The following is a 25,189-nucleotide window of genomic DNA, read 5'->3' on the forward strand; positions in this document are numbered from 1 at the left end:
ACGGACTGCCGTTCCCATGACCCAACCCCTGCACGTCATCATCCTCGCCGCTGGCGCGGGCAAGCGCATGAAGTCGGTGCTGCCGAAGGTGCTGCAGCCGATCGCCGGCCAGCCGATGCTGGCGCATGTGATCGATGCGGCCCGCGAACTGCAGCCCTCGGCGATCCACGTGGTCTACGGCCATGGTGGTGAAGCGGTGCGCCAGCACTTCGCCGACCAGCCCGACCTGCAATGGGCTGAACAGGCGCAGCAGCTGGGCACCGGCCATGCGGTGGCCCAGGCGATGCCGCAGGTGCCCGACGCCGCGCAGGTGCTTGTGCTGTACGGCGACGTGCCGCTGATCCGCGCGCAGACCCTGCGCGACCTGCTGGCGCAGCCGGGTCGCCTGGCGGTGCTGGTCGCCGATGTCGATGACCCGACCGGTTATGGCCGCGTGCTGCGCGATGCCGAAGGCAAGGTCGGCTCGATTGTCGAACAGAAGGACGCTACCGACGACCAGCTGCGTGTGCGCACGATCAACACCGGCATCATTGCCGCCGAGTCGACCGCTCTGCGGCGCTGGCTGTCGCAGCTGTCCAACAGCAACGCGCAGGGCGAGTACTACCTGACCGACGTGTTCGCCTTTGCCGCGCACGAGTACACCCCGGCCGAAATGGCACTGGTGGCCGACGCGCAGGAAGCCGAAGGGGCAAACGATCCCTGGCAGCTTTCGCAGCTGGAGCGTGCCTGGCAGCGCCGCGCGGTACGGGCGCTGTGCGCACAGGGCGCGCGCGTGCGCGACCCGGCACGACTGGATATCCGTGGCACCGTCACCGTGGGCAGCGACGTGCTGATCGATGTCGATGTCGTTCTGGAAGGCCACATCGTGCTCGGCGACGGCGTCACCGTAGGCCCGTTCAACCGGCTGAAGGACGTCAATCTTGGCCCGGGCACCGAAGTGCGCGCGCATTGTGACCTGGAAGGCGTGGTCACCGAAGGCGCTGCGCTGGTGGGACCGTTCGCGCGGCTGCGCCCGGGGACCGTGCTCGCCGACGGTGTGCACGTCGGCAACTTCGTCGAGACCAAGAAGGTCACCCTCGGTGTCGGCAGCAAGGCCAATCACCTGACCTACCTGGGCGACGCGGTGATCGGCAGCAAGGTGAACATCGGTGCCGGCACCATCACCTGCAACTACGACGGCGTGAACAAGTCGACCACCACCATCGGCGACAACGCCTTCATCGGTTCCAACAGTTCGCTGGTAGCACCGGTGACCATTGGCGACAGCGCGACGATTGCCGCCGGTTCGGTCATCACCCGCGACGCTCCGGATGGCAAGCTGACACTGGCACGTGCACGACAGGAAACCATCGATGGCTGGAAGCGCCCGCTCAAGAAGTCCTGAGCCACGCATCCCGCATGCCGACGAGCTCGGCATGCTGCCGGCAATTGAACAACGTGCCGGTGAACTGCTGAAGGGTCACCAGGCCTACCCGGTGTTTGCCGGGCATGGTCTGGACCTGCCGACGCTGCAGGATGGCCTTCAACGTGGCCAGTTGTGGGTGGTGGATGCGGCTGACGGTGGCATTGCGGGTTACCTGCTGGCCGGTGAAATCTGCGGTGAGTTCCATGTGCTGCAGATGGACGTGGATCCCGCGCACGCGCGGCGTGGCCACGGCCGCGCTTTGCTGCGCCATGCCTTGGCGCAGGCGAGGGTGGGGGGCTACGCGGCCGCGGTGCTGACCACGCTGTCCGACGTGCCATGGAATGCGGCCTTCTATGCCAGCGAAGGATTCGACGTCGTGCCCGAGGCGCAGTGGAACGATGGCCTGCGCGCGGTGATGGCCGAAGAGGCTGCGCTCGGGTTTCCGATGCACCTGCGGGTAGCGATGCGGCGATCCATCTCTTCGCTGGATGGCTGAAGGTCGGCCACCGGTCATGGGCGTTACTTTTCTTTGTGCGCAAAGAAAAGTAACCAAAAGAAACGCTCCGCAGGTCGCGAGCCGATGCTGCACATCGGTGCCCTGCGCTTCCCGGTGAATCAGGGGGCGGCGCCGACGCACCCAGCCGATTCAAACCAGGCGTGGTTGCCGTTGCTCTTGATGCTCCCGTTTCCCTTGAGCGCACGATGGCGATGCGCCGGCCTTGGTAGCTGCCGACCTTGGTCGGCATATCCACGCATGGCGTGGATCTACTGACTGTCCGACCAGGGTTGGAGACTACCGGCAACCCCGTTGGCCCGCTCAACCCACCGGCAGCAGGATCGACACGCACAACCCGCCATCACCGCGGTTCTGCAGCGACACCCGCCCACCGTGCGCTTCCACGATCTCGCGGGTCAAGGCCAAGCCCAGCCCGGTGCCATTGCGCTTGGTCGAATAGAACGGCATCAGCGCATTCTGCAGCACCTGCTCGTTCATGCCCTTGCCGCGATCCAGTACGTCCAGGCGCAGCCACTGCGGCAGCCGCGTGAGTTGCACTTGTACGTCATCGTTGGGCGGCTCTGCTTCGGCGCAGGCTTCGTGCGCGTTCTTCAACAGGTTCAGCAGTGCCTGCCCGAACTGGGCGATGTCGATGCGGCTGCTCAGTTCCTCGTCCGGCTCACGTTCCATGCCGAACGGGATCTGTTGGCGCAGGCTGGACAGGAAGGGGGCCCAGTGCACGGTCTGCAACTGCGGTTGCGGCAGCTTGGCAAAGCGCGCATAGCCGCGGATGAAGCCTTCCAGGTGGCGTGCGCGATCCTCGATGGTGGTGAAGATCTCCGGCAGCCGGTCAAAGCGCTCACGCTGCACCAGTACACCGCCGGAGTGGGCCAGCGAGGCAATCGGTGCCAGCGAGTTGTTCAGTTCGTGGCTGATCACGCGGATCACTTTCTTCCAGGTCTGTACTTCCTGGCGGCGCAGCTCGGCGGTCAGCAGGCGCACCAGCAGCAGGTCGTGCGGACGACCATTGAGCTGGAAGGCGCGGCGCGAGAGGTGGTACACCTGCTCGTCGTCCTCATCGCCATCCTCGCCCTCGGCATGCACGGCGAACAGGCTGTCACCGCCACGGGCGATGGCATCGCGCAGCTCCACCGGCACTTGTTCCAGCACGTCCTCCAGGCGCTGGCCTTCCAGCTTCCAGCCGCCATGCAGCAGCTTGCGCGCAGCCAGATTGGAGAACACCACGCGGGCGATGCCATCACCGCCCGAGGCGATCAGCAGCATCGCCACCGGCGTGTTCTGCACCATCGTGTCCAGCAGAAGCTCGCGTTGCACCAGGCCCTGCCGCTGTGCACGCAGCACATCGCCCAGTTCGCGGTGTGCCTGCACCAGGTCGCCGAGCTCGTCATTGCCGGGCCAGTGCACGCCGAAGTTGTATTCGCCGTCGCGATAGCTGCTGGTGGTGCCCGCCAGGGCCCGCATCAATGACCGCACCGGGGCGGTAGCGCGACGCAGGGTCCACCACATCAGCGACAGCAGGATCAACGCCGACACCGTGGTCACCACCCAACCATGGTCCATCCAGTAGGCCAGCAGCCACGGCAACGCGGCGGCCAGCGCCAGTACCGGCAGCAGGCGCAGGAACAGGCGGAAAGTGAACGAGCGCCGTTTCATTCGCGCGGGATACCGTGGCGGTCCATGCGCCGGTACAGCGCCTGGCGGCTCAGGCCGAGTTCGGCGGCGGCCTGGGCGATGACGCCATGGTTGCGCGCCAGTACCTCTTCGATGCGCGCGCGGTCGGGGTCATTGCCGGCACTGGGGGCCGGGCGCGGTGCGGCGGCTGCACGCGGCAGGTTGAGATCGGCCACTTCAATGCGGTTGCCGGTGGCCAGCAGTTCGGCGCGCTGGATCACGTTGCGCAGTTCGCGCACGTTGCCTGGCCACGGGTGCCGCTGCAGGGCGGCGGTGGCGGCGCTGGACAGGGGCTTGCCAGCGGTCAGGAAGCGCTCGGCCAGCGGCACGATGTCGCCCGGGCGCTCGGCCAGCGGCGGCAGCACCAGTTCCACCGTGTTGAGGCGGTAATAGAGGTCTTCGCGGAAGGTGCCGTCTCGGATCATCGCCGGCAGGTCGGCATTGGTCGCGCTGACCACGCGGACCTTGACCTGGCGTTCGCGGTTGGAGCCCAGGCGCTCGAAGCGGCCGGTTTCCAGCACACGCAGCAGCTTCATCTGCCCGCCCAGCGACAGGTTGCCGATCTCATCCAGGAACAGGGTGCCACCATCGGCGGCCTCGAACTTGCCTTCGCGTGCCTTGTTGGCGCCGGTATACGCACCGGCCTCGGCACCGAACAGTTCGGCCTCGATCAGTTCCGAGGGCAGCGCGCCACAGTTGACCGCCACGAATGGACCCTTGGCCACCAGTGAATTGGCCTGGATGATCTGCGCGATCTTCTCCTTGCCGGCACCGTTCGCGCCGGTGATCAGTACCGGCAGTTCCGAGCGTGCGACCTGGCAGGCGAGGGCGATGACGCGCTCGCTGGCGGGGTCGGCGAAGACCGCGCCGCACAGGTTGTACTTCTCTTCCAGCGCACTGCGCTGGCGCAGTTCACGGCTGCGGCGCCGGTCCAGTTCGCGGCGCGCCTCGGACAGTTCCAGCAGGTTGTTGACCGTGGTCATCAGCTTGCGGTCGTCCCAGGGCTTGGCCAGGTAGTCGGCTGCACCGGCCTTGACCAGATCCACCGCACTGCTGAGGTGGGTCCAGGCCGTCAGCAGGATCACCGGCAGATCGGGATGGCGCGCGCGGATCTGCGCGAACAGGGCCTCGCCTTCTTCGCCGGAGGTGGTGTCCTCGCTGAAGTTCATGTCCTGGATCACCAGGTCGACCGGCTGCGACTCCAGCAGGGCCAGTCCTTCGGACGGGCTCTGCGCCTGCAGGGTGTCGATGTCGTGCAGGGAGAACAGCACGTCCAGCGCGGTACCCACGCTGGCGTTGTCGTCGATGATCAGGATCGCAGGCATCAAGCGGTTCTGCAGAAAGGGATGGGCGGCGCCGTTGGAGCCGTTCGTGTCCACGCACCGGGAGAGCCCGGCGCCACCCATCAAGCATAGCCAAACCCGTGGCTGTGCAGGAGCGGCCCTCGCTCAGCGCCGGGGAGGCGCCGGAGGCCGTGGCGGCGCAGGTGGCGGCGGCACCTCCAGTGCCTGGCGCCAGGCTGCGGCGTCGACCGCCACCGTCAGTTCGCGCTTGTCGCGGCGCAGCAACAGATAGGCGGTGGCTGCGTTGGAATGACGCAGGGCCACGGCAAGGTGTTCGACCCGGCGCACCGCCGTGTCGTCCACGCGCAGGATGCGATCGCCACTGCGCACGCCGAAGCGCACTTCCGGGCTGGCCGCCTCCACGCGCACCTGGCCCTCCGTCGAGCGCAGCGACAACCGCGCGGCATCCTGGCGCCATTCCAGCGTCTGTGCGCTGCCGGCACCGGCCAGCGCCGGCAGTGGCAGCAACAACAGGCTCATGCAGATCGCGCAGGCGCGCATCTCACGCGCCCCGTGTGGCGACCGCAGGCGGCACCGCCGCCGCACGCCGCGCCGGCCCGAACACCGCAATCTGGCCCAGCACCCACAGCAGCAGTGCACCCAGCGGCAGGTAGTACAGCGGCATGCGCGGCAGCTCGTACAGGTTCATCAGCGCCAGGTTGATGGCGTAGGCCGCCAGCATGCCCAGCACGATGCCCAGCGTGGCCAGCAGGAAGTTCTCGGTCTGGAAGTAGCGCAGGATCTGCCCACGGGTCGCGCCCAGCGCACGGCGGATGCCGATCTGCTTGCTGCGCTGCTGCACCCAGAAGCTGGCCAGGCCGATGATGCCCAGCGCGGTGACCACCAGCAGCGAGATGCTGACGGTGATCAGCAGGCCGACCATCGCGCGGTCATTCTTGAAGAAGTCCCTGCGCTGGTCTTCATAGGTCAGCTTGTCGCGCATCAGCCGGTTGGGGTCGTTGCGTTCCAGCGCGGCGGCACCGGCATCGAGTACTTCCTTGCGGCGTTCCGGCGAAGTGCGCAGCACATACGTGCCACCTTCGTCGAAGGTGCGTCGCATGGGTAGCAGCATCGAGTTGGTCCAGTTGTCATTCCAGCCGTTGGGCGTGCTGAGCGTGTCGACGATGCCGACCACATGCAGCGGCTGCTTGCCCATGTAGTAGGTCTTGCCCAGCGCACTGCCATTGGGTTCCATCTTGGCGGCGGTGGCCTGGGTGAGGATGACCGGGATCGCGTTCTCCTTGGCGCCGCCCTTGCTGGCGTCTTCGAAGTTCTGGTACTCGTCGGGCAGGAAATCGCGGCCTGCGATCAGGTTGATGCCCATCGTGGCCAGCCCGTTCTCGGACAGGGTGTACATCGAGGCGTTGGTGGTCGGCCGTTCCTGGTCGATCACGCGAGAAATGCTGCTGCTGGAGGAGCCGTTGCGGAAGGGTACCTGGTTGATGATGGTGACGTTGCTGACGCCGGGAATCGCGCGCAGCGATGCCAGGTCCTCGCGGGTGCGGGCCATGGCGTCGGTCTGCTTGCCGATGCCGCTGACGCGCAGCATGACCAGTTCGCTCTCGGCGATGCCGCTGGGCATGCTGATCTTCTCCACGCGCTGGCTGACCAGGAACAGCGCGTTGCAGACGATGGCGCAGGTCAGTGCGACTTCCAGCACGATCAGGGCAGCGGCGGTCTTGTGCCGGCGCAGCGTGCTGAGGATGGGGCGGATGTCCATGGGAGTCCTCGTTCGGGTGCTTACTGCGACTTGAGCTGGATGGCCGGGGTGACCTGCATGGCGCGCCAGGCGGGCAGGAACCCGGCGGCAAGGCTGGCGAGCAGGGTCAGGCCCAGCGCGAGCAGCAGCATGTTGCCGTCCAGGTGGGCCAGCTTTGCGTATTCCACCGGTTGCTGGCGCACCGCGAACAGGCCAAGCAGGGCCAGGCCGATACCCAGCACGCCACCGACCACGCCGACCGCACCGGCTTCCACCAGGCACTGCAGGAAGATCTGGCCGCGGCTGGCACCGAGGGCGCGGCGCACGCCGATCTCACCACTGCGGCGCAGGAACTTGGCCAGCAGCAGGCCCACCGTGTTGACCAGGCAGACACCCAGGAAGCCCAGCGCCAGCCACAGCTGCAGGCGCACATCGCTGGGGACCGCGCCATTGAAGTCCAGCCATTCCATCACGGTGCGCAGGCGCACGTTCGGCGGATGCTTGAAGCGGCCGGCCTCGCGCTGCTGGGTCGAATAGTTCTCCAGGTAGCGGCGGTAGTCGGCGGCCTTGGCCGGGTCCATTTCCACCCAGTACTGCAGCCACGCGCACGGTGCGTTGAGCGAGTAGCTGTTGCCGTCGGGATTCTCGCCGAAGCAGTTCATGTTGCCGTTGTTGCCCAGCTTCAGGTCGAAGGAGGTGGCGATCGGCAGCAGCAGGTCCTCGTTCTTGCCGTAGCTGCCCGTGGTCAGGTCGTAGAAGTGCGGCTCCGGGCTCCATTCCTTCATCACGCCGACAATGCGGTAGCTCTGCCCTTCCATGCGCAGGTCGCGGCCCACGCTGTTGGCGCCCTGGTACAGCTTGTCATTGAGCGCCTTGGAGATGACCACCACGCGTGCACGGCCTTCATCGTCCTCGCGCGTCCAGGGGCGGCCGTACTGCATGGGCACCTCGAACATCGGGAAGAAGTCGGCCGAGGTCCAGCGGGTGTCGATGCTGAAGGGCTTGAGGGTGCTGTTGTCCGGTTCGATGGTGCCGCCGCCGCCGCTCATCAGCGCCTGGCGCTCGCCCTTGGCTTCGCGCAGCAGGGCTTCACCGTCGAAGCGGGTCAGCTGGGTTTCCGGTTCCTCGCCAGCGACATAGGCGCCGGTCGCGGCATCAAGCTGCACATAGAACAGACGGTCACTCTTGCCGGGAATCGGATCACCGGACAGCACGTGGAACACGGTCAACGTGGTCATCGAGGCGCCGATGCCCAGCGCGATGGCGATCACCATCAGCGCGGTCAGTATCTTGTTGCGGCGGAAGCTGCGCACCGCCAATCGGGCGTAGTAGGCGAACATGGTCGGGCCCTCACTCGTTGACGGCGACGACGTGGCGCAGCGGGGTCGCCAGCACCGGCTCGCGCACCAGGTCGGTGACCTGGCCATCGACGATGTGCACATTGCGCTGCGCGCGCGCAGCCAGTTCCGGGTCGTGGGTGACCATCACGATGGTGGTGCCGGCAGCGTTGATCTCCTCCAGCAGCTCCATCACGCCGCGCGCCATCTGCGTGTCCAGGTTGCCGGTCGGTTCGTCGGCCAGCAGCAGGCGCGGGCTGCCGGCAAGCGCACGCGCGATGGCCGCGCGCTGCTGCTGGCCACCCGACAGTTCATTCGGGTAGTGCTTCATGCGCGAGCCCAAGCCGACCTGGGTCAGCGCCTTCTCGATGCGTTCGCGGCGCTCGTTGGCGCTCATCTTCCGGTAGCGCAGCGGCACGTCGACGTTGTCGAACAGGTTCAGGTCGGGGATCAGGTTGAAGCCCTGGAAGATGAAGCCGATCTTCTGGTTGCGCAGGCGGCTGCGGGCGTCGTCGCCCAGCGTGCTCACGTCCTGGCCGTCCAGCATGTAGGTACCGCTGGTGAAGGTTTCCAGCAGGCCGGCGATGTTGAGGAAGGTGGTCTTGCCGGAGCCTGACGGGCCGGTGACGGCGACGAACTCACCTTCCTTGACCTGCAGTTCCAGCGAGCGCAGTGCGTGGGTTTCCACCTGTTCGGTGCGGAAGACCTTGGCGACCGAACGCATTTCGAGCATGTACATGGGGTGTCCTCTCTCCAGGATTCAGGTATCAGGTATCAGTTGACGGAGACGCGTTCGGCGTCCTTGAACAGGTCGCTGCCAGAGACCACGATGCGGTCGCCCGGCTGCACACCCGACTTGATTTCCACTTCGCCCAGGCTGCTGACGCCCAGTTCCACCGGACGCCGCACCGCAGTGCGGCCATCCATTACGTAGGCGATGCCGTTGCCCTGTTCGACGAACGGGCCGCGCTCGACCTTCAGCACGTCCTTGCGGGTATCGAGCAGCACGCGCACCGACATCCGCTGGCTCTGGCGCAGGCCTTCCGGCTGCGCGCTGGCAAAGCGCACGCGGGCGTTGACCTCGCCGTTGACCACTTCCGGCGACACCGCACTGATCTCGCCCGGGAACGGCTTGCCGTTGCCGCCGGTCAGCTGCGCCGGCATGCCGATCGCCAGGTCGCGGGCGAAGCTCTCCGGTACCTTGATCTCGACCTCGAACTTGGACAGGTCGACCACGCCCAGCACTGGCGCATTGGCGGCCAGGTTGGTGGACTGGACGGCCTGCACCTGGCCGACCTGGCCGTCAAACGGCGCGCGCAGGGTCAGCGCGTCCACCTGGCGCTGCACCTCGGCCACCACCGCCTTCTGGCGGTCGGCCAGCAGGCGCTTGTTGCGGGCGTCCAGGTCAGCGCCCTGGCTCTGCAGGCGTGCATCGGTGGTGGCGTTGGCCAGGGTGATGTCGGCCTTCTTCAGCGAGTCCTTGGCCTTGGCCAGATCGATCTGCGGTACTGCACCGCCGTCGTAACCGCGCTGGTAGCGCTGCAGGTCGCGGTCGGCGGCCTGCCGCTCGATGGTGGCCTGGTCGGTTTCCTTGCGCGACTTGGCGCGGGCCAGGGTGGCGTCCAGCGCGGCGCGGCTGGCCTCGGCTTCCAGGCCGGCCAGGGTGGCCTGTTCCTGGGCCAGCTTGCTGCGCAGTTCCGGGCTGTCGATGACCGCCAGTTCCTGGCCCTTCTTGACCACGTCACCGGCAACCACCTTCAGGTCCACGGTACCGGCCGAGATGGCGTACAGGATCGGGCTGTTGGCGGCGATCACCCGACCGTCGGCGGCGATGTCGCGGACCAGGTCGCCGCGCTTCACTTCGGCGATGCGCACGCGGCTGCTGTCGTAGGAGCGGCTGGCGTTGGACCAGGCATGCACGGCCCAGCCGATGCCGGCGAGCAGCGCGATGGCGCCCAGTGCCGGCCAGCGGTAACGTTGCCAGTTTGCGCGGGTGGTGCCGGCCGGGGCGGAGGAAACGATCTGGTCCTGTGCGGAGGTGTCGCGGATCATCGGGTGCGTGCCTGACGGTGGTAGTGGGTACCAAGCACGCAGCGTGCCAACTTTATTTCCTTGTGGTTCAATGGGTTGGGAGGCGCTCTGAAGTGTCCGGGTGTCCGCGGACACCTTTCCGGACACTTTCATTAAGCGGACAGGAGGGGGAGCGCGGGCCCGCAGGCTAGAATGCGGCGATCGTCTTCAAGGAAACGCGTGACATGTGTGGAATCGTGGGTGCGATCGCTGATCGCGACGTAGTGCCGCTGCTGATCGAAGGCCTGAAGCGCCTTGAGTACCGTGGTTACGATTCCTCGGGCATCGCGGTGATCGACCATACCGAACGGCCGGATGTGCGCCGCGTGCGTCGTACCGGCCGTGTGTCGGAAATGGCCACGGCGGCCGAGGCCGAGGGCTTCAATGCAGTGCTGGGCATCGGCCACACCCGCTGGGCCACCCACGGTGGTGTCACCGAGGCCAACGCGCATCCGCACATCAGCCACGGCGTGGCGCTGGTGCACAACGGCATCATCGAAAATCACGAGGAGCAGCGCGAGAAGCTGCGTGCCCTGGGCTACACCTTCGAGTCGCAGACCGATACCGAAGTCATCGCACACCTGATCCATCACCACCTGAAGGACGGCGACGACCTGCTGGTGGCGCTGCAGCACACGGTGAAGGAGCTGACCGGCGCCTACGCGCTGGCCGTGGTCAGCCGCGCCGAGCCGGAACGCTTCGTGTGCGCGCGCATGGGCTGCCCGCTGCTGATCGGGCTGGGCGAGGGGGAGAACTTCGTCGCCTCCGACGTCTCGGCGGTGATCTCGGCCACCCGCAAGGTGATCTTCCTGGAAGAGGGCGACACCGCCGAAATCCGCCGCGACGGCGTGCGCATCTTCGATGAGCATGACCAGCCGATCGAGCGTGACGTGCACCTGTCCGACGTGTCGCTGGCATCGCTGGAGCTGGGCCCTTACCGCCACTTCATGCAGAAGGAAATCCACGAACAGCCGCGCGCGCTGGGCGACACCATCGAGGCGGCAATCGACGCCGCTGGTTTCCCGGCCGAGCTGTTCGGCAAGAATGCCGAGGCCGTGCTGTCAGGCATCGAAGGCGTGCAGATCATCGCCTGCGGCACCAGCTATTACTCCGGCCTGACCGCGCGCTACTGGATCGAAGCCATCGCCGGCCTGCCGTGCAGCGTGGAGATTGCCAGCGAGTACCGCTACCGCGCCGCCTATGCGAACCCGAAGCACCTGATCGTCACCATCTCCCAGTCCGGCGAAACGCTGGATACGATGGAGGCGCTGAAGTACGCCAAGTCGCTGGGCCACAAGCACACGCTGTCGATCTGCAACGTGCCGGAAAGCGCGATTCCGCGCGCCAGCGAGCTTGTCTGCTACACCCGCGCCGGCGCCGAGATCGGCGTGGCGTCGACCAAGGCCTTCACCACCCAGCTGGCCGCACTGTTCCAGTTGACCGTGGTGCTGGGCAAGCTGCATGGCCGCATCGACGCGGCGCAGGAAGCGGACTACCTGGAGCAGCTGCGCTTCCTGCCGGGCAGCGTGCAGCACGCGCTGAACATGGAGCCGCAGATCGCTGCCTGGGCCGAGCGTTTCGCCCGCAAGAGCAGCGCGCTGTTCCTGGGGCGTGGCCTGCATTACCCGATCGCGTTGGAAGGCGCGCTCAAGCTCAAGGAAATCTCCTACATCCACGCCGAGGCCTATCCGGCCGGCGAGCTGAAGCATGGCCCGCTGGCGCTGGTGGACGAGGACATGCCGGTGGTGGTGATCGCGCCCAACGACAGCCTGCTGGAGAAGGTGAAGTCGAACATGCAGGAAGTGCGTGCGCGTGGCGGCGAACTGTTCGTGTTTGCCGACCAGGACAGCAATTTCAACGAGTCCGAAGGCGTGCACGTGATCCGCACGCCGCGCCATGCCGGCGTGCTCAGCCCGATCGTGCACACCATCCCGGTGCAGCTGCTGGCCTACCACACCGCACTGGCGCGCGGCACCGACGTGGACAAGCCGCGCAACCTGGCCAAGAGCGTGACGGTGGAGTAACTGCGCCGGAACCGCTGGAAGCTGCATGCGAAAGGGGCCCACGTGGCCCCTTTCGTTTGCGTCGCTGGCAATGCCAAGTGGGACAGCCGCCGGGTGTTCTGTCCGCTGTCGGCAGCCGGCAATCAATCTTTAATGCGCGACATGGCCAGTATTCAGCGGCGGTTTCAGCCGCGGTGCCATTCTCTGGATCGTCAGTTGGTTCCCACGACGAACTGTCCTATCGATGCCGGTAGTGACCGATGGTCGCAGTCGTAGAATCGATTTGTCCGAGGTCCGGGTTGAGCGGTTGAGCCCACCTCGTTCGCGTTGCAGCACGTCGCCTGCCGATCCATTTCCACCGGCAGCCGGGTGCGCCAGACGTGCGCTGAAAGGTCTGTTCCCGGGGAGGGGGCGTATCGGAAGAGCACACTTTTTGACTTCAGTGACCTGCACCAGGAAACAAGAATGAACGTCCGCGAACTCCTGCAATCCAAGAAAGAAGCTGTCATCACCATCGACGCCGAAGACACCATCGGTGCCGCCGCCCACAAGATGAGCGCGAACAAGATCGCTGCGCTGGTGGTGATGAAGGACGATGCTCCGGTCGGCATCATTTCCGAGAAGGACATCGTGCGTACCCTGGCCGACGACGGCCCGCAGGCCGGCCGCCGGGTGATCTCCAGCGTGCCGTCCACCGGCCTGGAAGGCATTGCGCCGGAAGCGACCCTGAAGCAGGCGATGTCGTTGATGACGTACTCGCGGCGCCGTCATCTGATGGTTACCGAAGGCACCCGCCTGGTCGGCATCCTCAGCCTGGGCGACATCGTGAAGAACCTGCTGGGCGAGCTGGAACTGGAAAAGGCCGTGTTGCAGGACATCTACATGGCCGCCCACTGAGGGCTGGACCCTTGGACGCAGAGAAGCCGGGCATTGCCCGGCTTCTTCGTTCACGGCTTCGGTGATATCAGAAAGTGACCTTCACCGAATCGGCGCTGTAGTTCGCCGGGCCGTGGTAGACCACTTCGATGTTGTTGCCATCCGGATCGAGCACGAAGGCGCCGTAGTAACCGGGATGGTAGGGGCGCTCGCCGGGTGCGCCGTTGTCCTTGCCTCCGGCGGCGATGGCCGCAGTGTGGAAGGCATCGACGGTGGCGCTGTCACGGGCCTGGAACGCCAGGTGGTGGCGGCCGGTCAGCTGGCCGGCGGCGGCCTCGCTGCTGGCACTGGAAATGAACAGCTCATCGGCCCAGAAGTAATCCTCGCCTTCGCCGGCGATCGGGATGCCGATCGTGTCGAACACCGCCTGGTAGAAGCGCCGGCTGGCGGCCAGGTCGCGCACCACCAGCTGGATGTGGTCGATCAGGCGGCCACGGTGCAGTTCCATCGTTTCCATACGAACCTCGCAAAAAAGGGGACGGAGGGGATTAAGTCACTTCCAGCCAATAATGCCAGAAACGACTTAATCCCCTCCGTCCCCTTTTTGGGTCAGACGTTGGCGATGATCTCGACCCAGTAGCCGTCCGGGTCCTTGATGAAGGCCAGATTCTTCATGCGGCCGTCGGTCAGGCGCTTCTGGAAGGTCACGCCCAGATCCTCGAAGCGCTGGCAGGCGGCTTCGATGTCCGGCACGGACACGCAGATGTGGCCGAAGCCGCGCGGGTCGCTGTTGCCATCGTGGTAGACCGCGCCGTCCTGGGTTTCGGTGCCGTGGTTATGGGTCAGTTCCAGCACGCCGGGCAGACCGGCCATCCACACGCGGCGCTGGCTGTCGTCTTCCGGAACCGCCACGCCGGACGGCACGTAGGCCAGGAAGTACAGGCTGAACTGGGCTTCGGCGAAGTCGCGCTTGTCGATCAGCTGGTAGCCGAGCACGCGGGTGTAGAAGTCCAGCGAGGCGGTGATGTCCTTCACCCGCAGCATGGTGTGGTTGAACACGAAGCCGGTGGTTTCGGCCGGGGCCTGGGCGGCGACGCCGGGGACATCGCGCAGGGCGGGAATGGTCATGGGGGAGGTCCTTCAGACAGGGCCGTTGCTGGCCGGATCGGGCCATTCTACCGGCCGTCACCTGACGGCACCGCGACGTACAATGGACGGATCGCACCGTTCCGTTCTGAGCATTGCCCGCCATGTCGCAGCGTGAATGGGTGGCTGCCGCCATCCGCAAGATCGAAGCCGATTTCAACCGTTCTGCCGATACCCATCTGATCCCGCTGGCGCTGCCCGGGTTCGCGGGCATCGATGTGTACCTGAAGGATGAATCGAGCCATCCCACCGGCAGCCTGAAACACCGGCTGGCGCGCTCGCTGTTCCTGTATGCGTTGACCAACGGCTGGCTGCGCGAAGGGCGGCCGGTGATCGAGGCCTCCAGTGGCTCGACTGCCGTCTCCGAAGCCTATTTCGCGCGCCTGCTGGGGGTACCGTTCATCGCGGTGATTCCGGCCACGACCTCGCCGGAGAAGGTTGCGGCCATCGAGTTCCACGGGGGCCGCTGCCACCTGGTCGAGCGCGCCTGCGAACTCAACGGTGAATCGGAGAAGCTGGCCCGCGAAACCGGTGGCCACTTCATGGACCAGTTCACCTATGCCGAGCGGGCGACCGACTGGCGCGCCAACAACAACATCGCCGAATCCATCTTCAAGCAGATGGCCGAGGAGCCCAGCCCGGTTCCGGAATGGATCGTGTGCAGCCCCGGTACCGGCGGTACCGCAGCGACGCTGGGCCGCTATGTCAGCTACCGCCGGCACGACACCCGCATCCTTTGCGCGGACCCGGAAGTGTCGGTGTTCTTCGATGGCTATCAGGCTGCCGTGGCCGGTGAGCAGGACTGGCGCGGCCTGACCTGCAGCGGTGGCTCGCGCGTGGAAGGCATCGGCCGGCCGCGGGTGGAGCCGAGTTTCATCCCGACCAGCGTCGATGCGATGGTGAAGGTGCCCGACGCGCTGAGCCTGGCCGCGATGCGCCATGTCAGCCGCCAGCTCGGTCGACGCGTGGGTGGCTCCACCGGCACCAACTTCATCGGTGTGCTGCAGGCGGCGCAGTGGATGCGAGACGCGGGCCACCAGGGCAGCATTGTCAGCATCCTGTGCGACAGCGGCGAGCGTTATGCGCAGAGCTATTACGACCCGGCGTGGTACGTGCGCCAGGGCATCGATGTCGACGGCGCCGATGCACAGCTGGCCGCGGCGGTGGCCGGGCAGGGGTTGCCTGAACTGCCGTGGTGCAGCCTGGAAGCGCTGTAGCGGCCTTGTAGAGTCGAGCCATGCTCGACTCCGGGAAAGAGCCGTCGAGCATGGCTCGACGCTACAGATTCAATACCCCGCCGCGGTGAACGCATCCAATACCGCATCTCGCAGCGCATCGGGCAAGGCCTCGATGTCCATCGCGCGATCATCCAGATGCAGGCTCGGGTCCAGGATGCTGGCGCGCCCCTGGGCCAACGCCTGCAGCCACAGCAGCACGCAGATCACGAACTCGCGCTCATGGCCCAGCCGCAGCTGGCTGGCGCCACGTTCGATCACCTCGAACGGGTACCACTCCTGGGCATCGTTGAACGTGCCGCCCTGCTGCAGCACTGCCTGCAGTTGATGCAGGTGACGCGGGGCGTCGTCGCCGGCATCGCACAATGCGGCGATCCAGGTCAGTTCGGCCGGGCTGGCGGACAATGCCAGTGACCGGGCCGGTGAGGCGGATGCAACTGCAGCCAGACCTTCCATGTAGGGCCTCGTTCGGTGCGTACCGCTGCGGACTCCCCCGCAGCCAGAGCTTCAGCGCGGGACCGTAAGGCCGACGTGAATGCCAGGCGTCACCCCCTTGTCAGCCACGCCCGCCAGCGCCATATGTACCAGGCTGCCCGCCTGCCGGGCCCGTACCCTGGAGATCTGCCGTGACCGCTGCCAACCCCCTGCTCGATTTTTCCGGCCTGCCGCGCTTCGAGGCGATCCGCCCCGAGCACGTGGCGCCGGCGCTGGATGTGCTGCTGGCCGAGGCCGAAGCGGCCGTCAGCGCCGCCGAGCAGGTGCAGCCGGTGCGCTGGGAGAGCTTCGTCGCCCCGCTGGACGACGCCACCGAGCGCCTGTGGCGCGCCTGGGGCCTGGTCGGCCACCTGCAGGGCGTGGTCAACACCCCGGAACTGCGTGAGGCCTACAACAGCAACCTGCCGCGGGTGACCCGCTTCGCCAGCGCGCTGGGCCAGAACCTGGCGCTGTACCGCCAGTACCAGGCACTGGCCGCCAGCGCGGAGGCCGCGGGCTTCGACGAGGCCCAGCGCAAGGTGCTGGACAACACGCTGCGCGATTTCCGCCTGGGCGGTGCCGAGCTGGCGCCGGAGGCGCAGCAGCGCTTCGCGGTGATCAAGGAGGAACTGTCGGCGCTGTCGGCGAAGTTCTCGCAGAACGTGCTTGACGCTACCGATGCCTGGTCGCTGATCATCGAGGACGAAGCGCGATTGAAGGGCCTGCCGGAAGACGTGAAGGCCGCCGCGCATGCCGCAGCACAGAAGGACGGCAAGTCTGGCTGGAAACTGACCCTGCAGATGCCATGCTACCTGCCGGTGCAGACCTGGGCCGAAGACCGCGACCTGCGCGAGATCCTGTACCGCGCCAGCGCACAGCGTGCGTCCGAATTCGGCGATGACACGCTGGACAACAGCGGCAACATCGACCGCATCCTCGCCCTGCGCGCGGAGCTCGCCGCACTGCTCGGCTTCGGTTCGTATGGTGATTATTCGGTGGCGACCAAGATGGCGCAGGACCCGGCCGAGGTGCTCGGTTTCCTGCGTGACCTGGCCTCGCGCGCCAAGCCGTTCGCGGCCAAGGACCGCGCCGAGCTGGAGCAGTTTGCACGCGAACAGCTCGGTATCGACAGCCTGCAGGCCTGGGACCTGGCGTTCGCCGCCGACCGTCTGAAGCAGGCGCGTTACAGCTATTCCGAACAGGAAGTGAAGCAGTACTTCACCGAACCGAAGGTGCTCGGCGGCCTGTTTTCGGTGATCGAGCAGCTTTACGGCCTGCGCGTGCAGGAGGACAGCGCGCCGGTCTGGCACGAGGACGTGCGCTTCTTCCGCCTGGTCGATGCGCAGGGCGTGCTGGTCGGCCAGTTCTACCTGGATCTGTACGCGCGCGAAGGCAAGCGCGGTGGCGCGTGGATGGATGATTGCCGTAACCGCCGCGAGCGTGCCGACGGCAGCGTGCAGACGCCGCTGGTCTACTTGGTGTGCAACTTCGGCCGTGGTGCCAATGGCAAGCCGGCCACCTTCAGCCACAATGAAGTGACCACCCTCTTCCATGAAATGGGCCACGGCCTGCATCAGCTGCTGACCCGCATCGGCGAACTGGGCGTGGCCGGCATCAACGGCGTGGAATGGGACGCGGTGGAGCTGCCCAGCCAGTTCATGGAGAACTTCTGCTGGGAATGGGAGCACCTGCAGGGCATGACCGCGCATGTGGAAACGGGTGAGCCGCTGCCGCGCGCGCTGTACGAGCGCATGCTGGCCGCGCGCAATTTCCACAGCGGCATGGCCACCGTGCGCCAGCTGGAGTTCGGCCTGTTCGACATGCTGCTGCACAGCCAGTTCGAACCGGCGCAGGACAGCGTGCTGGCACTGCTGGACCGCGTGCGCGCGGAAGTGGCCGTGAACCATCCGCCGGTCTGGAACCGCTTCCCGCACCAGTTCAGCCATATCTTCGCAGGTGGTTACGCGGCCGGTTACTACAGCTACAAGTGGGCTGAAGTTCTCAGTGCGGATGCCTACGCTGCGTTCGAGGAAGCACCGCACGCACTGGCTGAAACCGGCGCGCGCTTCCGTGATGAGATCCTGTCGCGTGGTGGCAGCCGCCCGGCTGCGGAGAACTTCAAGGCCTTCCGTGGCCGCGCACCGCAGATCGACGCGCTGCTGCGCCACTCGGGCATGGCGTAAACCGCTGTGGTGGGTGCCAACCTTGGTTGGCACTTCTGGGCAATGGCGCGGACCAAGGTCCGCACCCACCGAAGAGCGGTGCTCTATTCGGCGTAGATCATCTTCCGGGTCATGCCGCCGTCCACGATGAAGTCCTGGCCGGTGCTGAAACCGGACAGCGACGACAGCAGGTACACCGCCAGTGCACCGATGTCTTCGGGGTGGCCGACCCGGCCGACCGGGTGTTGCGCATGGTCGATGGCTGAGTATTCCGGCGCGTGGCGCCGTGAGGGTGCCTGCCACGCAGTGGTGCCGATCCAGCCGGGGCTGATGCTGTTCACACGTACCGCCGGGCCGGCGCTGATCGCAAGTGCATGGGTGAAGGCCACCAGCCCACCCTTGGCTGCCGCATAGGCTTCGCTGTGTGCTTCGGATTGCCAGGCGCGGGTGGAGGCGATGTTGATGATCGAACCGGCGGCACTGGCGGTCAGTGCTGGCAACGCGTGCTTGCTGCACAGGAAGGCACCGTGCAGTGACGACAGCCGGCGCTGCCACTCGTCCCAGTCCATATCCTGCAACTGTGTGCCGTGTGGACCGGCGATGCCCGCGTTGTTCACCAGTCCGTCGATACGGCCGAAACGCTGCAGGGCCACGGCGATGAAGTCGCGCACGCTGGCTTCGTCGGTGATGTCCAGGCGCTGGAACGCGGCATCCTCGCCGCGCTGCCATTCCGCCAGACACGCTTCTCCGGCCTCCACGTCCAGGTCGCCGATCAGCAGGCGTCCACCGGCACCAAGTACGGCCTGGGCAATACCGCGGCCGATGCCGTTGGCACCGCCGGTGACCAGCACAACCTTGCCCGATAGCGGCGCGGCCGGCCATGCGGCGATCGGCGGCACCGTGCTCACGTCAGGTCTTCGCCGCGCAGGCGGCGATGCCAGCCGTCCACACCGATGCGGTCCAGGGTCTGGATGTTGCGCTCGACGATCACGTCCGGGTCCGGATAGACATCCACCGCGCGCGCCACGCTGTCTTCGCGCAGCAGGTGCAGGGTGGGGAAGGGCGCGCGGTTGGTGTAGTTGCTGGCGTCGTCCGCGGCCACGCCATCGAACTGGTAGTCCGGATGGAAGCTGGCCACCTGCAGGATGCCCTGCAGGTCCAGCGCCTCGATCGCCGCATCGGCGTTGTCGAGGAAATCGTTGTAGTCGAGGAAATCGGTCAGCACCTGCGGATGCACGATCAACGTCGTGTCGATCTGCTCGGCCGGCGTATCGCGCAGCAGCACCAGTTCCTCGGCCAGCTGTTCAACCAGCGCTTCTGGCGTGGTCGCATCACTGAGCACGATGCGGACCTGGTCCTTCACGTACACCGCCTTGGCGAAAGGGCACAGGTTCAGGCCGATGACGATGCGCTCCAGCCACAGGCGGGTGGCGGCGATCGGGTCATCGGTGGGCAGGTGGGAATCGGTCATGGCGGGCACGTCGGCTGGCGGGGCCGCCATTGTAGGCAGTGTGCCGGTGCTGCGCTGTCCACTGTGCAGGAACTGGACAGTGGCGAAGCTGGAAATCCCCGAAGATTCAAACCGTTGCGCGCTACCGATGGATGGCTGATTGCCAGCCCGGGGCGACGGGCGTGGAATGGATGCACGACACAGGAGGACACCCATGACTGCATCTTCCCCGTGGCTGCCGGACGCCCTCTGGGCCGGCGCCTTCTTTGATGGCCACTGGCAGGCTGCCCCGCAACGGCACCCATTGATTGAACCGGCCACCGGCCAGCAGCTGGGCGAGATCGGCCTGGCCGACCCGGCGCAGGTCGCGCGTTCGGCGGCCGCCGCGGCACAGGCGCAGCAGGCGTGGGCGGCGGCGCCCTACGAACAGCGTGCCGACGTGCTGCGCAAGGCCGCGCGTCTGGCCGAAGAAAACATCGACACCCTGGTCGAGTGGCTGGTGCGCGAAAGCGGCTCGACCCGCCTGAAGGCCGGCTTCGAGGCCAAGGTGACGATCAAGGCGCTGCACGAGGCCGCCGCACTGCCGTCGCGCAGCACGGGTGAGATCCTGCCCTCCGAGCCGGGCAAGCTGAACCTGGCGCGGCGCCGCCCGCTGGGTGTGGTCGGGGTCATCTCGCCGTTCAACTTCCCGCTCTACCTGGCGATGCGCGCGGTGGCCCCGGCGATCGCGCTGGGCAACGCCGTGGTCCTCAAGCCGGATCCGCGTACGGCAGTGTGTGGTGGCGCGGTGATCGCGCGCCTGTTCGAGCAGGCCGGCCTGCCGGCGGGTGTGCTGCACATGCTGCCCGGTGATGGCGCGGCCGGTGCCGCGCTGACCAGCGATCCGCACGTGGCGATGATCCAGTTCACTGGTTCCACCGCCGCCGGGCGCAAGGTCGGCGAAGCGGCGGGCAAGCACCTGAAAAAGGTGTCGCTGGAGCTGGGGGGCAAGAATTCGCTGATCATCCTGGATGATGCCGACCTCGACCTGGCGGTGGCCAACACTGCATGGGGCGTCTACCTGCATCAGGGACAGATCTGCATGGCGACCGGCCGCGTGCTGGTGCATCGGAAGATCCATGATGCATTCCTGCAGAAGCTGGTGGCCAAGGCCAATTCGCTGAAGGTGGGAGATCCAGCACGCGAAGAGGTGGCCATCGGCCCGCTGATCAATGCTGGCCAGCGTGACCACGCCGCGCGCGTGGTCGAGCAGGCGGTGCAGGCCGGAGCCACGCTGGAAGCGGGCGGCACGCACCGGGAGCTGTTCTTCGCACCCACCGTGCTCGGCAACGTTGCGGCCGACAATCCGGCATTCAGCGAGGAGATCTTTGCGCCGGTGGCGGTGGTGGTGCCGTTCGACGATGACGACGAAGCCGTGCGCCTGGCCAATGACAGCGAGTACGGGCTGTCGATGGCGATCGTGTCCAGCAACGTCGGCCGTGCGCTGCAGATCGGCGAGCGCCTGCGTACCGGTCTGCTGCACATCAACGACCAGACCGTGAATGACGAGGTGATCAACCCATTCGGCGGCGTCGGCGCGTCCGGCAACGGCACCAGCATCGGTGGCCCGGCCAACGGCGAGGAGTTCACCCAGTGGCAGTGGTTGACCGTCAAGGGCGAAGCGCCCGCTTACCCGATCTGATCGAAGGAGCCATCACGATGAACGACAACAACGCAACGCGTGAGATCACCGCCGCCGTGGTACGCGGCAAGGAGCAGCCCTTCGTCATCGAGCAGGCGACGCTGCGCGGTCCGCAGGACGACGAGGTGCTGGTGAAGGTGGTGGCCACCGGCCTGTGCCACACCGACCTGATCGTGCGCGATCAGTACTATCCGGTGCCGCTGCCGGCGGTGCTGGGCCATGAGGGAGCGGGAATCGTCGAAGCGGTTGGCCCGAACGTGCGCGACCTCAAGGCGGGGGATCACGTGGTGCTGACCTACGGCGCCTGTGGTCACTGCAATCCCTGCCGGGGTGGACACGGTGCTTACTGCAGGGATTTCTTCGCCCTGAACTTCGGTGGCGATGATGGCCACGGCCATACCGCGATCACCGATGCGCAGGGCCAGCCGCTGCACGATCATTTCTTCGCCCAGTCCTCGTTTGCCACCTACGCGCTGGCCCGTGAGATCAATGCGATCAAGGTGCCTGATGACGCACCACTGGAACTGCTGGGCCCGCTGGGGTGCGGCATCCAGACCGGTGCCGGTGCGGTGCTCAACTCGCTGCAGGTGCGGTCGGGCAGCAGCTTTGCAAGCTATGGTGCCGGTGCGGTGGGCCTGAGCGCGGTGATGGCGGCCAAGGTGGCCGGGGCCACCACCATCATTGCCATCGACGTGGTGCCTTCGCGCCTGGAGCTTGCTCTGGAGCTGGGGGCCACCCACGTGGTCAACAGCCGGGAGACCGATGTGGTCGAGGCGGTGCGTGCGATCACGGGTGGGGGTGCTGACTTCGCGCTGGAATCGACCGGTCGTCCGGACGTGCTGTCCGCTGGCGTCGAGGCGCTGGGTGGGCTGGGCATGATGGGCGTGGTGGGCGCGCCGAAACTGGGCACGACGGCCAGCTTCGATGTGAACAACCTGCTGCTCGGCGGTCGCAGCATCCGCGGCATCGTCGAGGGCGACAGCGTGCCGCAGGTGTTCATTCCGCAGCTGGTGACCCTGTTCCAGCAGGGACGCTTCCCGTTCGACAAGCTGGTGAAGTTCTATCCGCTGGAACAGATCAACCAGGCCGCAGAAGACAGTACCCGTGGCATTACCCTGAAGCCGGTGCTGCGCATCGCGGCGTAGTTTCCCCTGTTGGTAGTGCCGGCCGCTGGCCGGCATGGGGCAGATCCGTTTTCCAGGAGATAACGGCTCTGCCCCTTTGTTTGAACGCGTCTTGAAACGGAAACGCTCCGTTGCCGAGACGTAACATGGCGTTGCCGCTGGCGGGTGTACGCTGCGTCCATGATGGCCACGACAGTCGGGCAGCAACAACTGGTGGCGGCACGTGCCGCTTTCGCCGACGGCGATGCGCGCTCATTGGGCGTGTTGCCGCTGCCGCTGCAGCAGTCATGGCTGCGTTCGCGCGCGGCGGGCCTGCAGCCGGGGCAGGAGCCGGACTATCGGCCGTTGCTGGGCGATGGCCGCCATCTGTCCCATCCCGATGACCGGCGCCTGGCGCGATGCGTGCAGCCGGAGCTGGAACAGCTCTGGGCGGCCTTCGGTGGGCGTGGCTGGACGATGTTCTGCGCCAACCGCGATGGCATGGTGATCGCGCAGCAGGCCCACGGGATGGAAGATGCTCCCTTGCTGCGGCCGATCCAGGTCGGGCGACAGCTGGGCGAGACCGAGATCGGCACCACCGCGCCAGCGGTCAGCCTGGCCGACGATGTGCCGGCACTGGTGCGCGGCAACGAACACTACCTGCAGCGGTTCGCGCCGGTGTTCTGCCTGAGCGAGCCACTGCACGATCTCGACGGTCGGGTCTGCGGAGTGATCGACATCACCGGTCTTGGCGAGCGCGATCCCGCCCTGCTGCAGGGCTATTTCCGGCAGGCTGCGCTGGCCAGCGAAAATCGCATGTTCCACAGCCTTACCGACGTGCACCTGCTGGCCGTGCAACATGATCCGCGCTGGCTGGCGTCACCGCTGCAGGGGCTGCTGGCGGTGCAGGAGGATGGCCAGCTGCGTGCAGCCAACCGCGTTGCACGGCGCCTGCTGGGCCTGCCACGGCGCGGGCCGTTGCCGCTGCTGGGTCTGGAAGCGCTGTTTGCCGGTGCCAGTGCGGCGCAACGACGCCGGCTGCTGCAACCGGGCGCAGCGCATCGGGTCCGGCTGGGCGAGGGCAGTGCGGTCTATCTGCAGCGTCTGCAGGGGCCGCGGGGCGCGGCGCACCGGTCTACTGTGCGGAGCACCCCGGCAGATCCAGGCGCGCCGCTGCTGCGTGACCAGCAGCGTGAGGCCGCGCGCCGCGCGGCCCAGGCCGCTGACGGCAACCTCAGCCTGGCCGCACGCCAGTTGGGAATCTCGCGCACCACGCTGTACAAGCTGCTGCGCGATTGACCACGTAGTCCACCGGGCATGGCCCGGCGGGGGCATCAGTCGCGGAAGTTGTTGAACTGCAGCGGCAGTTCGAACTTGCCGGCCTTGAGCACGGCGATGGCGTCCTGCAGGTCATCGCGCTTCTTGCCCTGCACGCGCAGCTTGTCGCCGTTGATCTGGCTTTCCACCTTCAGCTTGGCATCCTTCAGTGCCGCCGCGATCTTCTTGGCGATCTTCTGCTCGATGCCCTGCTTGACGGTGATCTTCTGCCGGGCCTGGGCCAGGTTGGTTTCGATGTCGCCGAACTCCAGGCTGAGCACGTCGATGCCGCGCGCGGCCAGGCGTGCGCGCAGGATGTCGTTCATCTGCTTGAGCTGGAACTCGCTCGGCGCAGTCTGGTTGATGACATCGCCATCGCGTTCGAACTTGGCGTCCACGCCCTTGAAGTCGAAGCGGGTGGCCAGTTCGCGGTTGGCCTGGTCGATGGCGTTGGTCAGCTCGTGGGTGTCGACTTCGGACACGACGTCGAAGGAAGGCATGGGCGGTGCTCCGCAGAATTCAGTGGCGATCATTCTATCGTGCTGGCTGCATACCCGTTTTGTAGAGTCGAGCCATGCTCGACTGGCTCCCTCCCTTGTAGCGCCGAGCCATGCTCGGTGGCTTTGTGAAGAGCAGTCGAGCAAGCTCGACTCTACAAAACGGCCAGTCGAGCATGGCTCGACTCTACAATCCGGTGCTGTCGGCGATAATGGGCCATGAACGTGCAACGCTCCCCTTCGCGTGCGGTGGCCTGGATGGTCGCTGCGGTCGCCTGTTTCTCGCTGATGGATGCGGGCATGAAGCAGCTGTCGGCCAGCTATCCGACCCTGGAAGTGACCTTCCTGCGTGGTGCGGCCTCGTTGCCGTTCGTGCTGGTCTGGGTGCTGGTCAGCGCCGGCCCGCGCTCGCTGATCCCCCGCCGCTGGGGCCTGCACCTGCTGCGTGGTGGGCTGGGCATGGCGATGATCGGCTGCTTCGTGTTCGCCCTGCGTGACCTGCCGCTGTCCACCGCCTACACCATCTATTTCGTTGCCCCGCTGCTGATCGCCGCGCTGTCGGTGCCGTTGCTGGGTGAGCGGGTTGGCCCGCGGCGCTGGGTGGCCATCGGCATCGGCCTGGTCGGCGTGCTGGTGGTGCTGCGGCCGGGCGTGGACGGCTTCATTTCGGTGCCGGGGCTGATGGTGCTGGCCGCGGCCACCGCATATGCCGTGGCGGCGATCACGGTCAGCCTGCTGACCCGCACCGATACCTCGCAGTCGATGGTGGTCTGGTTCCTGGTGATCATGGCCATCGGTGCCGGCCTACTGGCCCTTCCCGGCTGGGTGCCACTGCAGCTTGCGCATGCGCCGCTGATCGCCGGCATGGGTCTGGCCGGAGCGCTCGGTCAGATCGCCCTGACCAAGGCCTTCCAGCTGGGCGAGGCGTCGATGATCGCGCCGTTGGAGTACAGCGGCCTGGTGTGGGTGATCGGCTGGGACCTGGCCTTCTGGGGCCAGCTGCCGGACAGCTATACCTGGGTGGGCGCGGCGATCATCGTCGCCTCGGGGCTGTACCTGCTGCACCGTGAGCGGGTGAACCGGCAGGAACCGCCGAAGCCGCTGGATCATCCGTAGAGTCGGGGGGGGGGGGGGGGGGGGGGGGGGGGGGGCCCGCCCCCCGCCCCCCCGCCGCGGGCGCCCCGGCCCCCCCCACCCCCCCCG

23 protein-coding genes are annotated in these 25,189 nt (G+C 66.6%); 10 read left to right on the plus strand and 13 right to left on the minus strand.

Features of this window, described 5'->3' with window-relative positions; genetic code table 11:
* The first annotated feature begins 16 nt into the window (after positions 1 to 16).
* Positions 17 to 1,384, plus strand: a complete 1,368-nt coding sequence (glmU, locus tag V3B46_RS10590; protein WP_134951578.1) for a bifunctional UDP-N-acetylglucosamine diphosphorylase/glucosamine-1-phosphate N-acetyltransferase GlmU — start codon at positions 17 to 19, stop codon at positions 1,382 to 1,384.
* On the plus strand, positions 1,353 to 1,901 hold the full coding sequence (locus tag V3B46_RS10595) for a GNAT family N-acetyltransferase (RefSeq protein WP_329891865.1): 549 nt from the start codon (positions 1,353 to 1,355) through the stop codon (positions 1,899 to 1,901). The genes glmU and V3B46_RS10595 overlap by 32 nt, the downstream gene beginning before the upstream one ends.
* Before the next feature lie 321 nt (positions 1,902 to 2,222).
* On the opposite strand, the gene V3B46_RS10600 is transcribed toward V3B46_RS10595, so the two are convergent.
* From V3B46_RS10600 to V3B46_RS10630, 7 genes are all read right to left on the minus strand, one after another.
* Entirely contained in the window at positions 2,223 to 3,575 is a 1,353-nt protein-coding gene (locus V3B46_RS10600) for a sensor histidine kinase (RefSeq protein ID WP_049399192.1), read from the minus strand.
* The gene (locus V3B46_RS10605) at positions 3,572 to 4,918 is read right to left on the minus strand and encodes a sigma-54-dependent transcriptional regulator (protein WP_154264485.1); all 1,347 of its coding nucleotides are present in this window, start codon (positions 4,916 to 4,918) and stop codon (positions 3,572 to 3,574) included. The genes V3B46_RS10600 and V3B46_RS10605 overlap by 4 nt, the downstream gene beginning before the upstream one ends.
* Positions 4,919 to 5,041: 123 nt before the next feature.
* Positions 5,042 to 5,437: a PDZ domain-containing protein gene (locus tag V3B46_RS10610; RefSeq protein WP_154264484.1), complete on the minus strand. Its 396-nt coding sequence runs from the start codon at positions 5,435 to 5,437 to the stop codon at positions 5,042 to 5,044.
* Between the two features lies 1 nt (position 5,438).
* A complete protein-coding gene (locus tag V3B46_RS10615) occupies positions 5,439 to 6,656 on the minus strand; it encodes an ABC transporter permease (RefSeq protein ID WP_154264483.1) in 1,218 nt (405 codons plus the stop codon).
* A 20-nt stretch (positions 6,657 to 6,676) separates the two neighbouring features.
* Positions 6,677 to 7,975 (minus strand): ABC transporter permease, encoded by a 1,299-nt coding sequence (locus V3B46_RS10620; protein ID WP_154264482.1) that lies wholly within the window; start codon positions 7,973 to 7,975, stop codon positions 6,677 to 6,679.
* A 10-nt stretch (positions 7,976 to 7,985) separates the two neighbouring features.
* Positions 7,986 to 8,711, minus strand: a complete 726-nt coding sequence (locus V3B46_RS10625) for an ABC transporter ATP-binding protein (RefSeq protein ID WP_329891866.1) — start codon at positions 8,709 to 8,711, stop codon at positions 7,986 to 7,988.
* Between the two features lie 35 nt (positions 8,712 to 8,746).
* Complete coding sequence (locus tag V3B46_RS10630; protein ID WP_154264481.1) at positions 8,747 to 10,024, minus strand: efflux RND transporter periplasmic adaptor subunit; 1,278 nt, start codon at positions 10,022 to 10,024, stop codon at positions 8,747 to 8,749.
* A gap of 203 nt (positions 10,025 to 10,227) precedes the next feature.
* Between V3B46_RS10630 and glmS the strand changes: the two genes are divergently transcribed.
* Positions 10,228 to 12,066, plus strand: coding sequence for a glutamine--fructose-6-phosphate transaminase (isomerizing) (gene glmS, locus V3B46_RS10635; protein ID WP_154264480.1), 1,839 nt, complete (start codon positions 10,228 to 10,230; stop codon positions 12,064 to 12,066).
* Between the two features lie 444 nt (positions 12,067 to 12,510).
* Positions 12,511 to 12,942, plus strand: a complete 432-nt coding sequence (locus V3B46_RS10640) for a CBS domain-containing protein (RefSeq protein WP_106469182.1) — start codon at positions 12,511 to 12,513, stop codon at positions 12,940 to 12,942.
* 67 nt (positions 12,943 to 13,009) lie between these two features.
* Here V3B46_RS10640 and V3B46_RS10645 read toward each other — a convergent pair whose 3' ends face one another.
* Together V3B46_RS10645 and gloA are read right to left on the minus strand one after the other, a co-directional pair.
* On the minus strand, positions 13,010 to 13,438 hold the full coding sequence (locus V3B46_RS10645) for a VOC family protein (RefSeq protein ID WP_032129035.1): 429 nt from the start codon (positions 13,436 to 13,438) through the stop codon (positions 13,010 to 13,012).
* Positions 13,439 to 13,530: 92 nt separating this feature from the next.
* Positions 13,531 to 14,049, minus strand: coding sequence for a lactoylglutathione lyase (gloA, locus tag V3B46_RS10650; RefSeq protein WP_154264479.1), 519 nt, complete (start codon positions 14,047 to 14,049; stop codon positions 13,531 to 13,533).
* Positions 14,050 to 14,171: 122 nt separating this feature from the next.
* Between gloA and V3B46_RS10655 the strand changes: the two genes are divergently transcribed.
* The gene (locus V3B46_RS10655; RefSeq protein WP_154264478.1) at positions 14,172 to 15,284 is read left to right on the plus strand and encodes a PLP-dependent cysteine synthase family protein; all 1,113 of its coding nucleotides are present in this window, start codon (positions 14,172 to 14,174) and stop codon (positions 15,282 to 15,284) included.
* A gap of 69 nt (positions 15,285 to 15,353) precedes the next feature.
* Here the strand turns inward: V3B46_RS10655 and V3B46_RS10660 are convergent, their stop codons facing one another.
* Positions 15,354 to 15,758: a hypothetical protein gene (locus V3B46_RS10660; protein ID WP_049460886.1), complete on the minus strand. Its 405-nt coding sequence runs from the start codon at positions 15,756 to 15,758 to the stop codon at positions 15,354 to 15,356.
* A 170-nt stretch (positions 15,759 to 15,928) separates the two neighbouring features.
* Here V3B46_RS10660 and V3B46_RS10665 point away from each other — a divergent pair, with 170 nt between their 5' ends.
* Positions 15,929 to 17,959: a M3 family metallopeptidase gene (locus V3B46_RS10665; RefSeq protein ID WP_329891867.1), complete on the plus strand. Its 2,031-nt coding sequence runs from the start codon at positions 15,929 to 15,931 to the stop codon at positions 17,957 to 17,959.
* An 83-nt stretch (positions 17,960 to 18,042) separates the two neighbouring features.
* Here the strand turns inward: V3B46_RS10665 and V3B46_RS10670 are convergent, their stop codons facing one another.
* Both V3B46_RS10670 and V3B46_RS10675 read right to left on the minus strand, forming a co-directional pair.
* Positions 18,043 to 18,846: an SDR family oxidoreductase gene (locus V3B46_RS10670; protein WP_329891868.1), complete on the minus strand. Its 804-nt coding sequence runs from the start codon at positions 18,844 to 18,846 to the stop codon at positions 18,043 to 18,045.
* Positions 18,843 to 19,409 carry a DUF1415 domain-containing protein gene (locus V3B46_RS10675; RefSeq protein WP_032129027.1) on the minus strand — a complete coding sequence of 189 codons (567 nt, stop codon included), beginning with the start codon at positions 19,407 to 19,409 and terminating at the stop codon, positions 18,843 to 18,845. The genes V3B46_RS10670 and V3B46_RS10675 overlap by 4 nt, the downstream gene beginning before the upstream one ends.
* 193 nt (positions 19,410 to 19,602) lie before the next feature.
* Between V3B46_RS10675 and V3B46_RS10680 the strand changes: the two genes are divergently transcribed.
* From V3B46_RS10680 to V3B46_RS10690, 3 genes are all read left to right on the plus strand, one after another.
* The gene (locus V3B46_RS10680; protein ID WP_329891869.1) at positions 19,603 to 21,069 is read left to right on the plus strand and encodes a benzaldehyde dehydrogenase; all 1,467 of its coding nucleotides are present in this window, start codon (positions 19,603 to 19,605) and stop codon (positions 21,067 to 21,069) included.
* A gap of 17 nt (positions 21,070 to 21,086) precedes the next feature.
* Positions 21,087 to 22,214, plus strand: coding sequence for an NAD(P)-dependent alcohol dehydrogenase (locus tag V3B46_RS10685; RefSeq protein ID WP_049399218.1), 1,128 nt, complete (start codon positions 21,087 to 21,089; stop codon positions 22,212 to 22,214).
* A gap of 159 nt (positions 22,215 to 22,373) precedes the next feature.
* Positions 22,374 to 23,471, plus strand: coding sequence for a helix-turn-helix domain-containing protein (locus V3B46_RS10690; RefSeq protein ID WP_329891870.1), 1,098 nt, complete (start codon positions 22,374 to 22,376; stop codon positions 23,469 to 23,471).
* A 35-nt stretch (positions 23,472 to 23,506) separates the two neighbouring features.
* Here V3B46_RS10690 and V3B46_RS10695 read toward each other — a convergent pair whose 3' ends face one another.
* A complete protein-coding gene (locus V3B46_RS10695; protein ID WP_329891872.1) occupies positions 23,507 to 23,989 on the minus strand; it encodes a YajQ family cyclic di-GMP-binding protein in 483 nt (160 codons plus the stop codon).
* A 216-nt stretch (positions 23,990 to 24,205) separates the two neighbouring features.
* Here V3B46_RS10695 and V3B46_RS10700 point away from each other — a divergent pair, with 216 nt between their 5' ends.
* Positions 24,206 to 25,102 carry a DMT family transporter gene (locus V3B46_RS10700; RefSeq protein WP_049399222.1) on the plus strand — a complete coding sequence of 299 codons (897 nt, stop codon included), beginning with the start codon at positions 24,206 to 24,208 and terminating at the stop codon, positions 25,100 to 25,102.
* Positions 25,103 to 25,189: the final 87 nt, after the last annotated feature.

The sequence above is a fragment of the Stenotrophomonas sp. SMYL11 genome, from assembly GCF_036320005.1.
Classification (GTDB): domain Bacteria; phylum Pseudomonadota; class Gammaproteobacteria; order Xanthomonadales; family Xanthomonadaceae; genus Stenotrophomonas; species Stenotrophomonas maltophilia_A.

What these genes read in the sequence shown, in the direction of transcription:
- glmU (WP_134951578.1), top strand. Translation starts at nt 17, where the DNA reads ATGACCCAACCCCTGCACGTCATCATCCTCGCCGCTGGCGCGGGCAAG.
- V3B46_RS10595 (WP_329891865.1), top strand. Translation starts at nt 1,353, where the DNA reads ATGGCTGGAAGCGCCCGCTCAAGAAGTCCTGAGCCACGCATCCCGCAT.
- V3B46_RS10600 (WP_049399192.1), bottom strand. Translation starts at nt 3,575, where the DNA reads ATGAAACGGCGCTCGTTCACTTTCCGCCTGTTCCTGCGCCTGCTGCCG.
- V3B46_RS10605 (WP_154264485.1), bottom strand. Translation starts at nt 4,918, where the DNA reads ATGCCTGCGATCCTGATCATCGACGACAACGCCAGCGTGGGTACCGCG.
- V3B46_RS10610 (WP_154264484.1), bottom strand. Translation starts at nt 5,437, where the DNA reads ATGCGCGCCTGCGCGATCTGCATGAGCCTGTTGTTGCTGCCACTGCCG.
- V3B46_RS10615 (WP_154264483.1), bottom strand. Translation starts at nt 6,656, where the DNA reads ATGGACATCCGCCCCATCCTCAGCACGCTGCGCCGGCACAAGACCGCC.
- V3B46_RS10620 (WP_154264482.1), bottom strand. Translation starts at nt 7,975, where the DNA reads ATGTTCGCCTACTACGCCCGATTGGCGGTGCGCAGCTTCCGCCGCAAC.
- V3B46_RS10625 (WP_329891866.1), bottom strand. Translation starts at nt 8,711, where the DNA reads ATGTACATGCTCGAAATGCGTTCGGTCGCCAAGGTCTTCCGCACCGAA.
- V3B46_RS10630 (WP_154264481.1), bottom strand. Translation starts at nt 10,024, where the DNA reads ATGATCCGCGACACCTCCGCACAGGACCAGATCGTTTCCTCCGCCCCG.
- glmS (WP_154264480.1), top strand. Translation starts at nt 10,228, where the DNA reads ATGTGTGGAATCGTGGGTGCGATCGCTGATCGCGACGTAGTGCCGCTG.
- V3B46_RS10640 (WP_106469182.1), top strand. Translation starts at nt 12,511, where the DNA reads ATGAACGTCCGCGAACTCCTGCAATCCAAGAAAGAAGCTGTCATCACC.
- V3B46_RS10645 (WP_032129035.1), bottom strand. Translation starts at nt 13,438, where the DNA reads ATGGAAACGATGGAACTGCACCGTGGCCGCCTGATCGACCACATCCAG.
- gloA (WP_154264479.1), bottom strand. Translation starts at nt 14,049, where the DNA reads ATGACCATTCCCGCCCTGCGCGATGTCCCCGGCGTCGCCGCCCAGGCC.
- V3B46_RS10655 (WP_154264478.1), top strand. Translation starts at nt 14,172, where the DNA reads ATGTCGCAGCGTGAATGGGTGGCTGCCGCCATCCGCAAGATCGAAGCC.
- V3B46_RS10660 (WP_049460886.1), bottom strand. Translation starts at nt 15,758, where the DNA reads ATGGAAGGTCTGGCTGCAGTTGCATCCGCCTCACCGGCCCGGTCACTG.
- V3B46_RS10675 (WP_032129027.1), bottom strand. Translation starts at nt 19,409, where the DNA reads ATGACCGATTCCCACCTGCCCACCGATGACCCGATCGCCGCCACCCGC.
- V3B46_RS10680 (WP_329891869.1), top strand. Translation starts at nt 19,603, where the DNA reads ATGACTGCATCTTCCCCGTGGCTGCCGGACGCCCTCTGGGCCGGCGCC.
- V3B46_RS10685 (WP_049399218.1), top strand. Translation starts at nt 21,087, where the DNA reads ATGAACGACAACAACGCAACGCGTGAGATCACCGCCGCCGTGGTACGC.
- V3B46_RS10690 (WP_329891870.1), top strand. Translation starts at nt 22,374, where the DNA reads ATGATGGCCACGACAGTCGGGCAGCAACAACTGGTGGCGGCACGTGCC.
- V3B46_RS10695 (WP_329891872.1), bottom strand. Translation starts at nt 23,989, where the DNA reads ATGCCTTCCTTCGACGTCGTGTCCGAAGTCGACACCCACGAGCTGACC.
- V3B46_RS10700 (WP_049399222.1), top strand. Translation starts at nt 24,206, where the DNA reads ATGAACGTGCAACGCTCCCCTTCGCGTGCGGTGGCCTGGATGGTCGCT.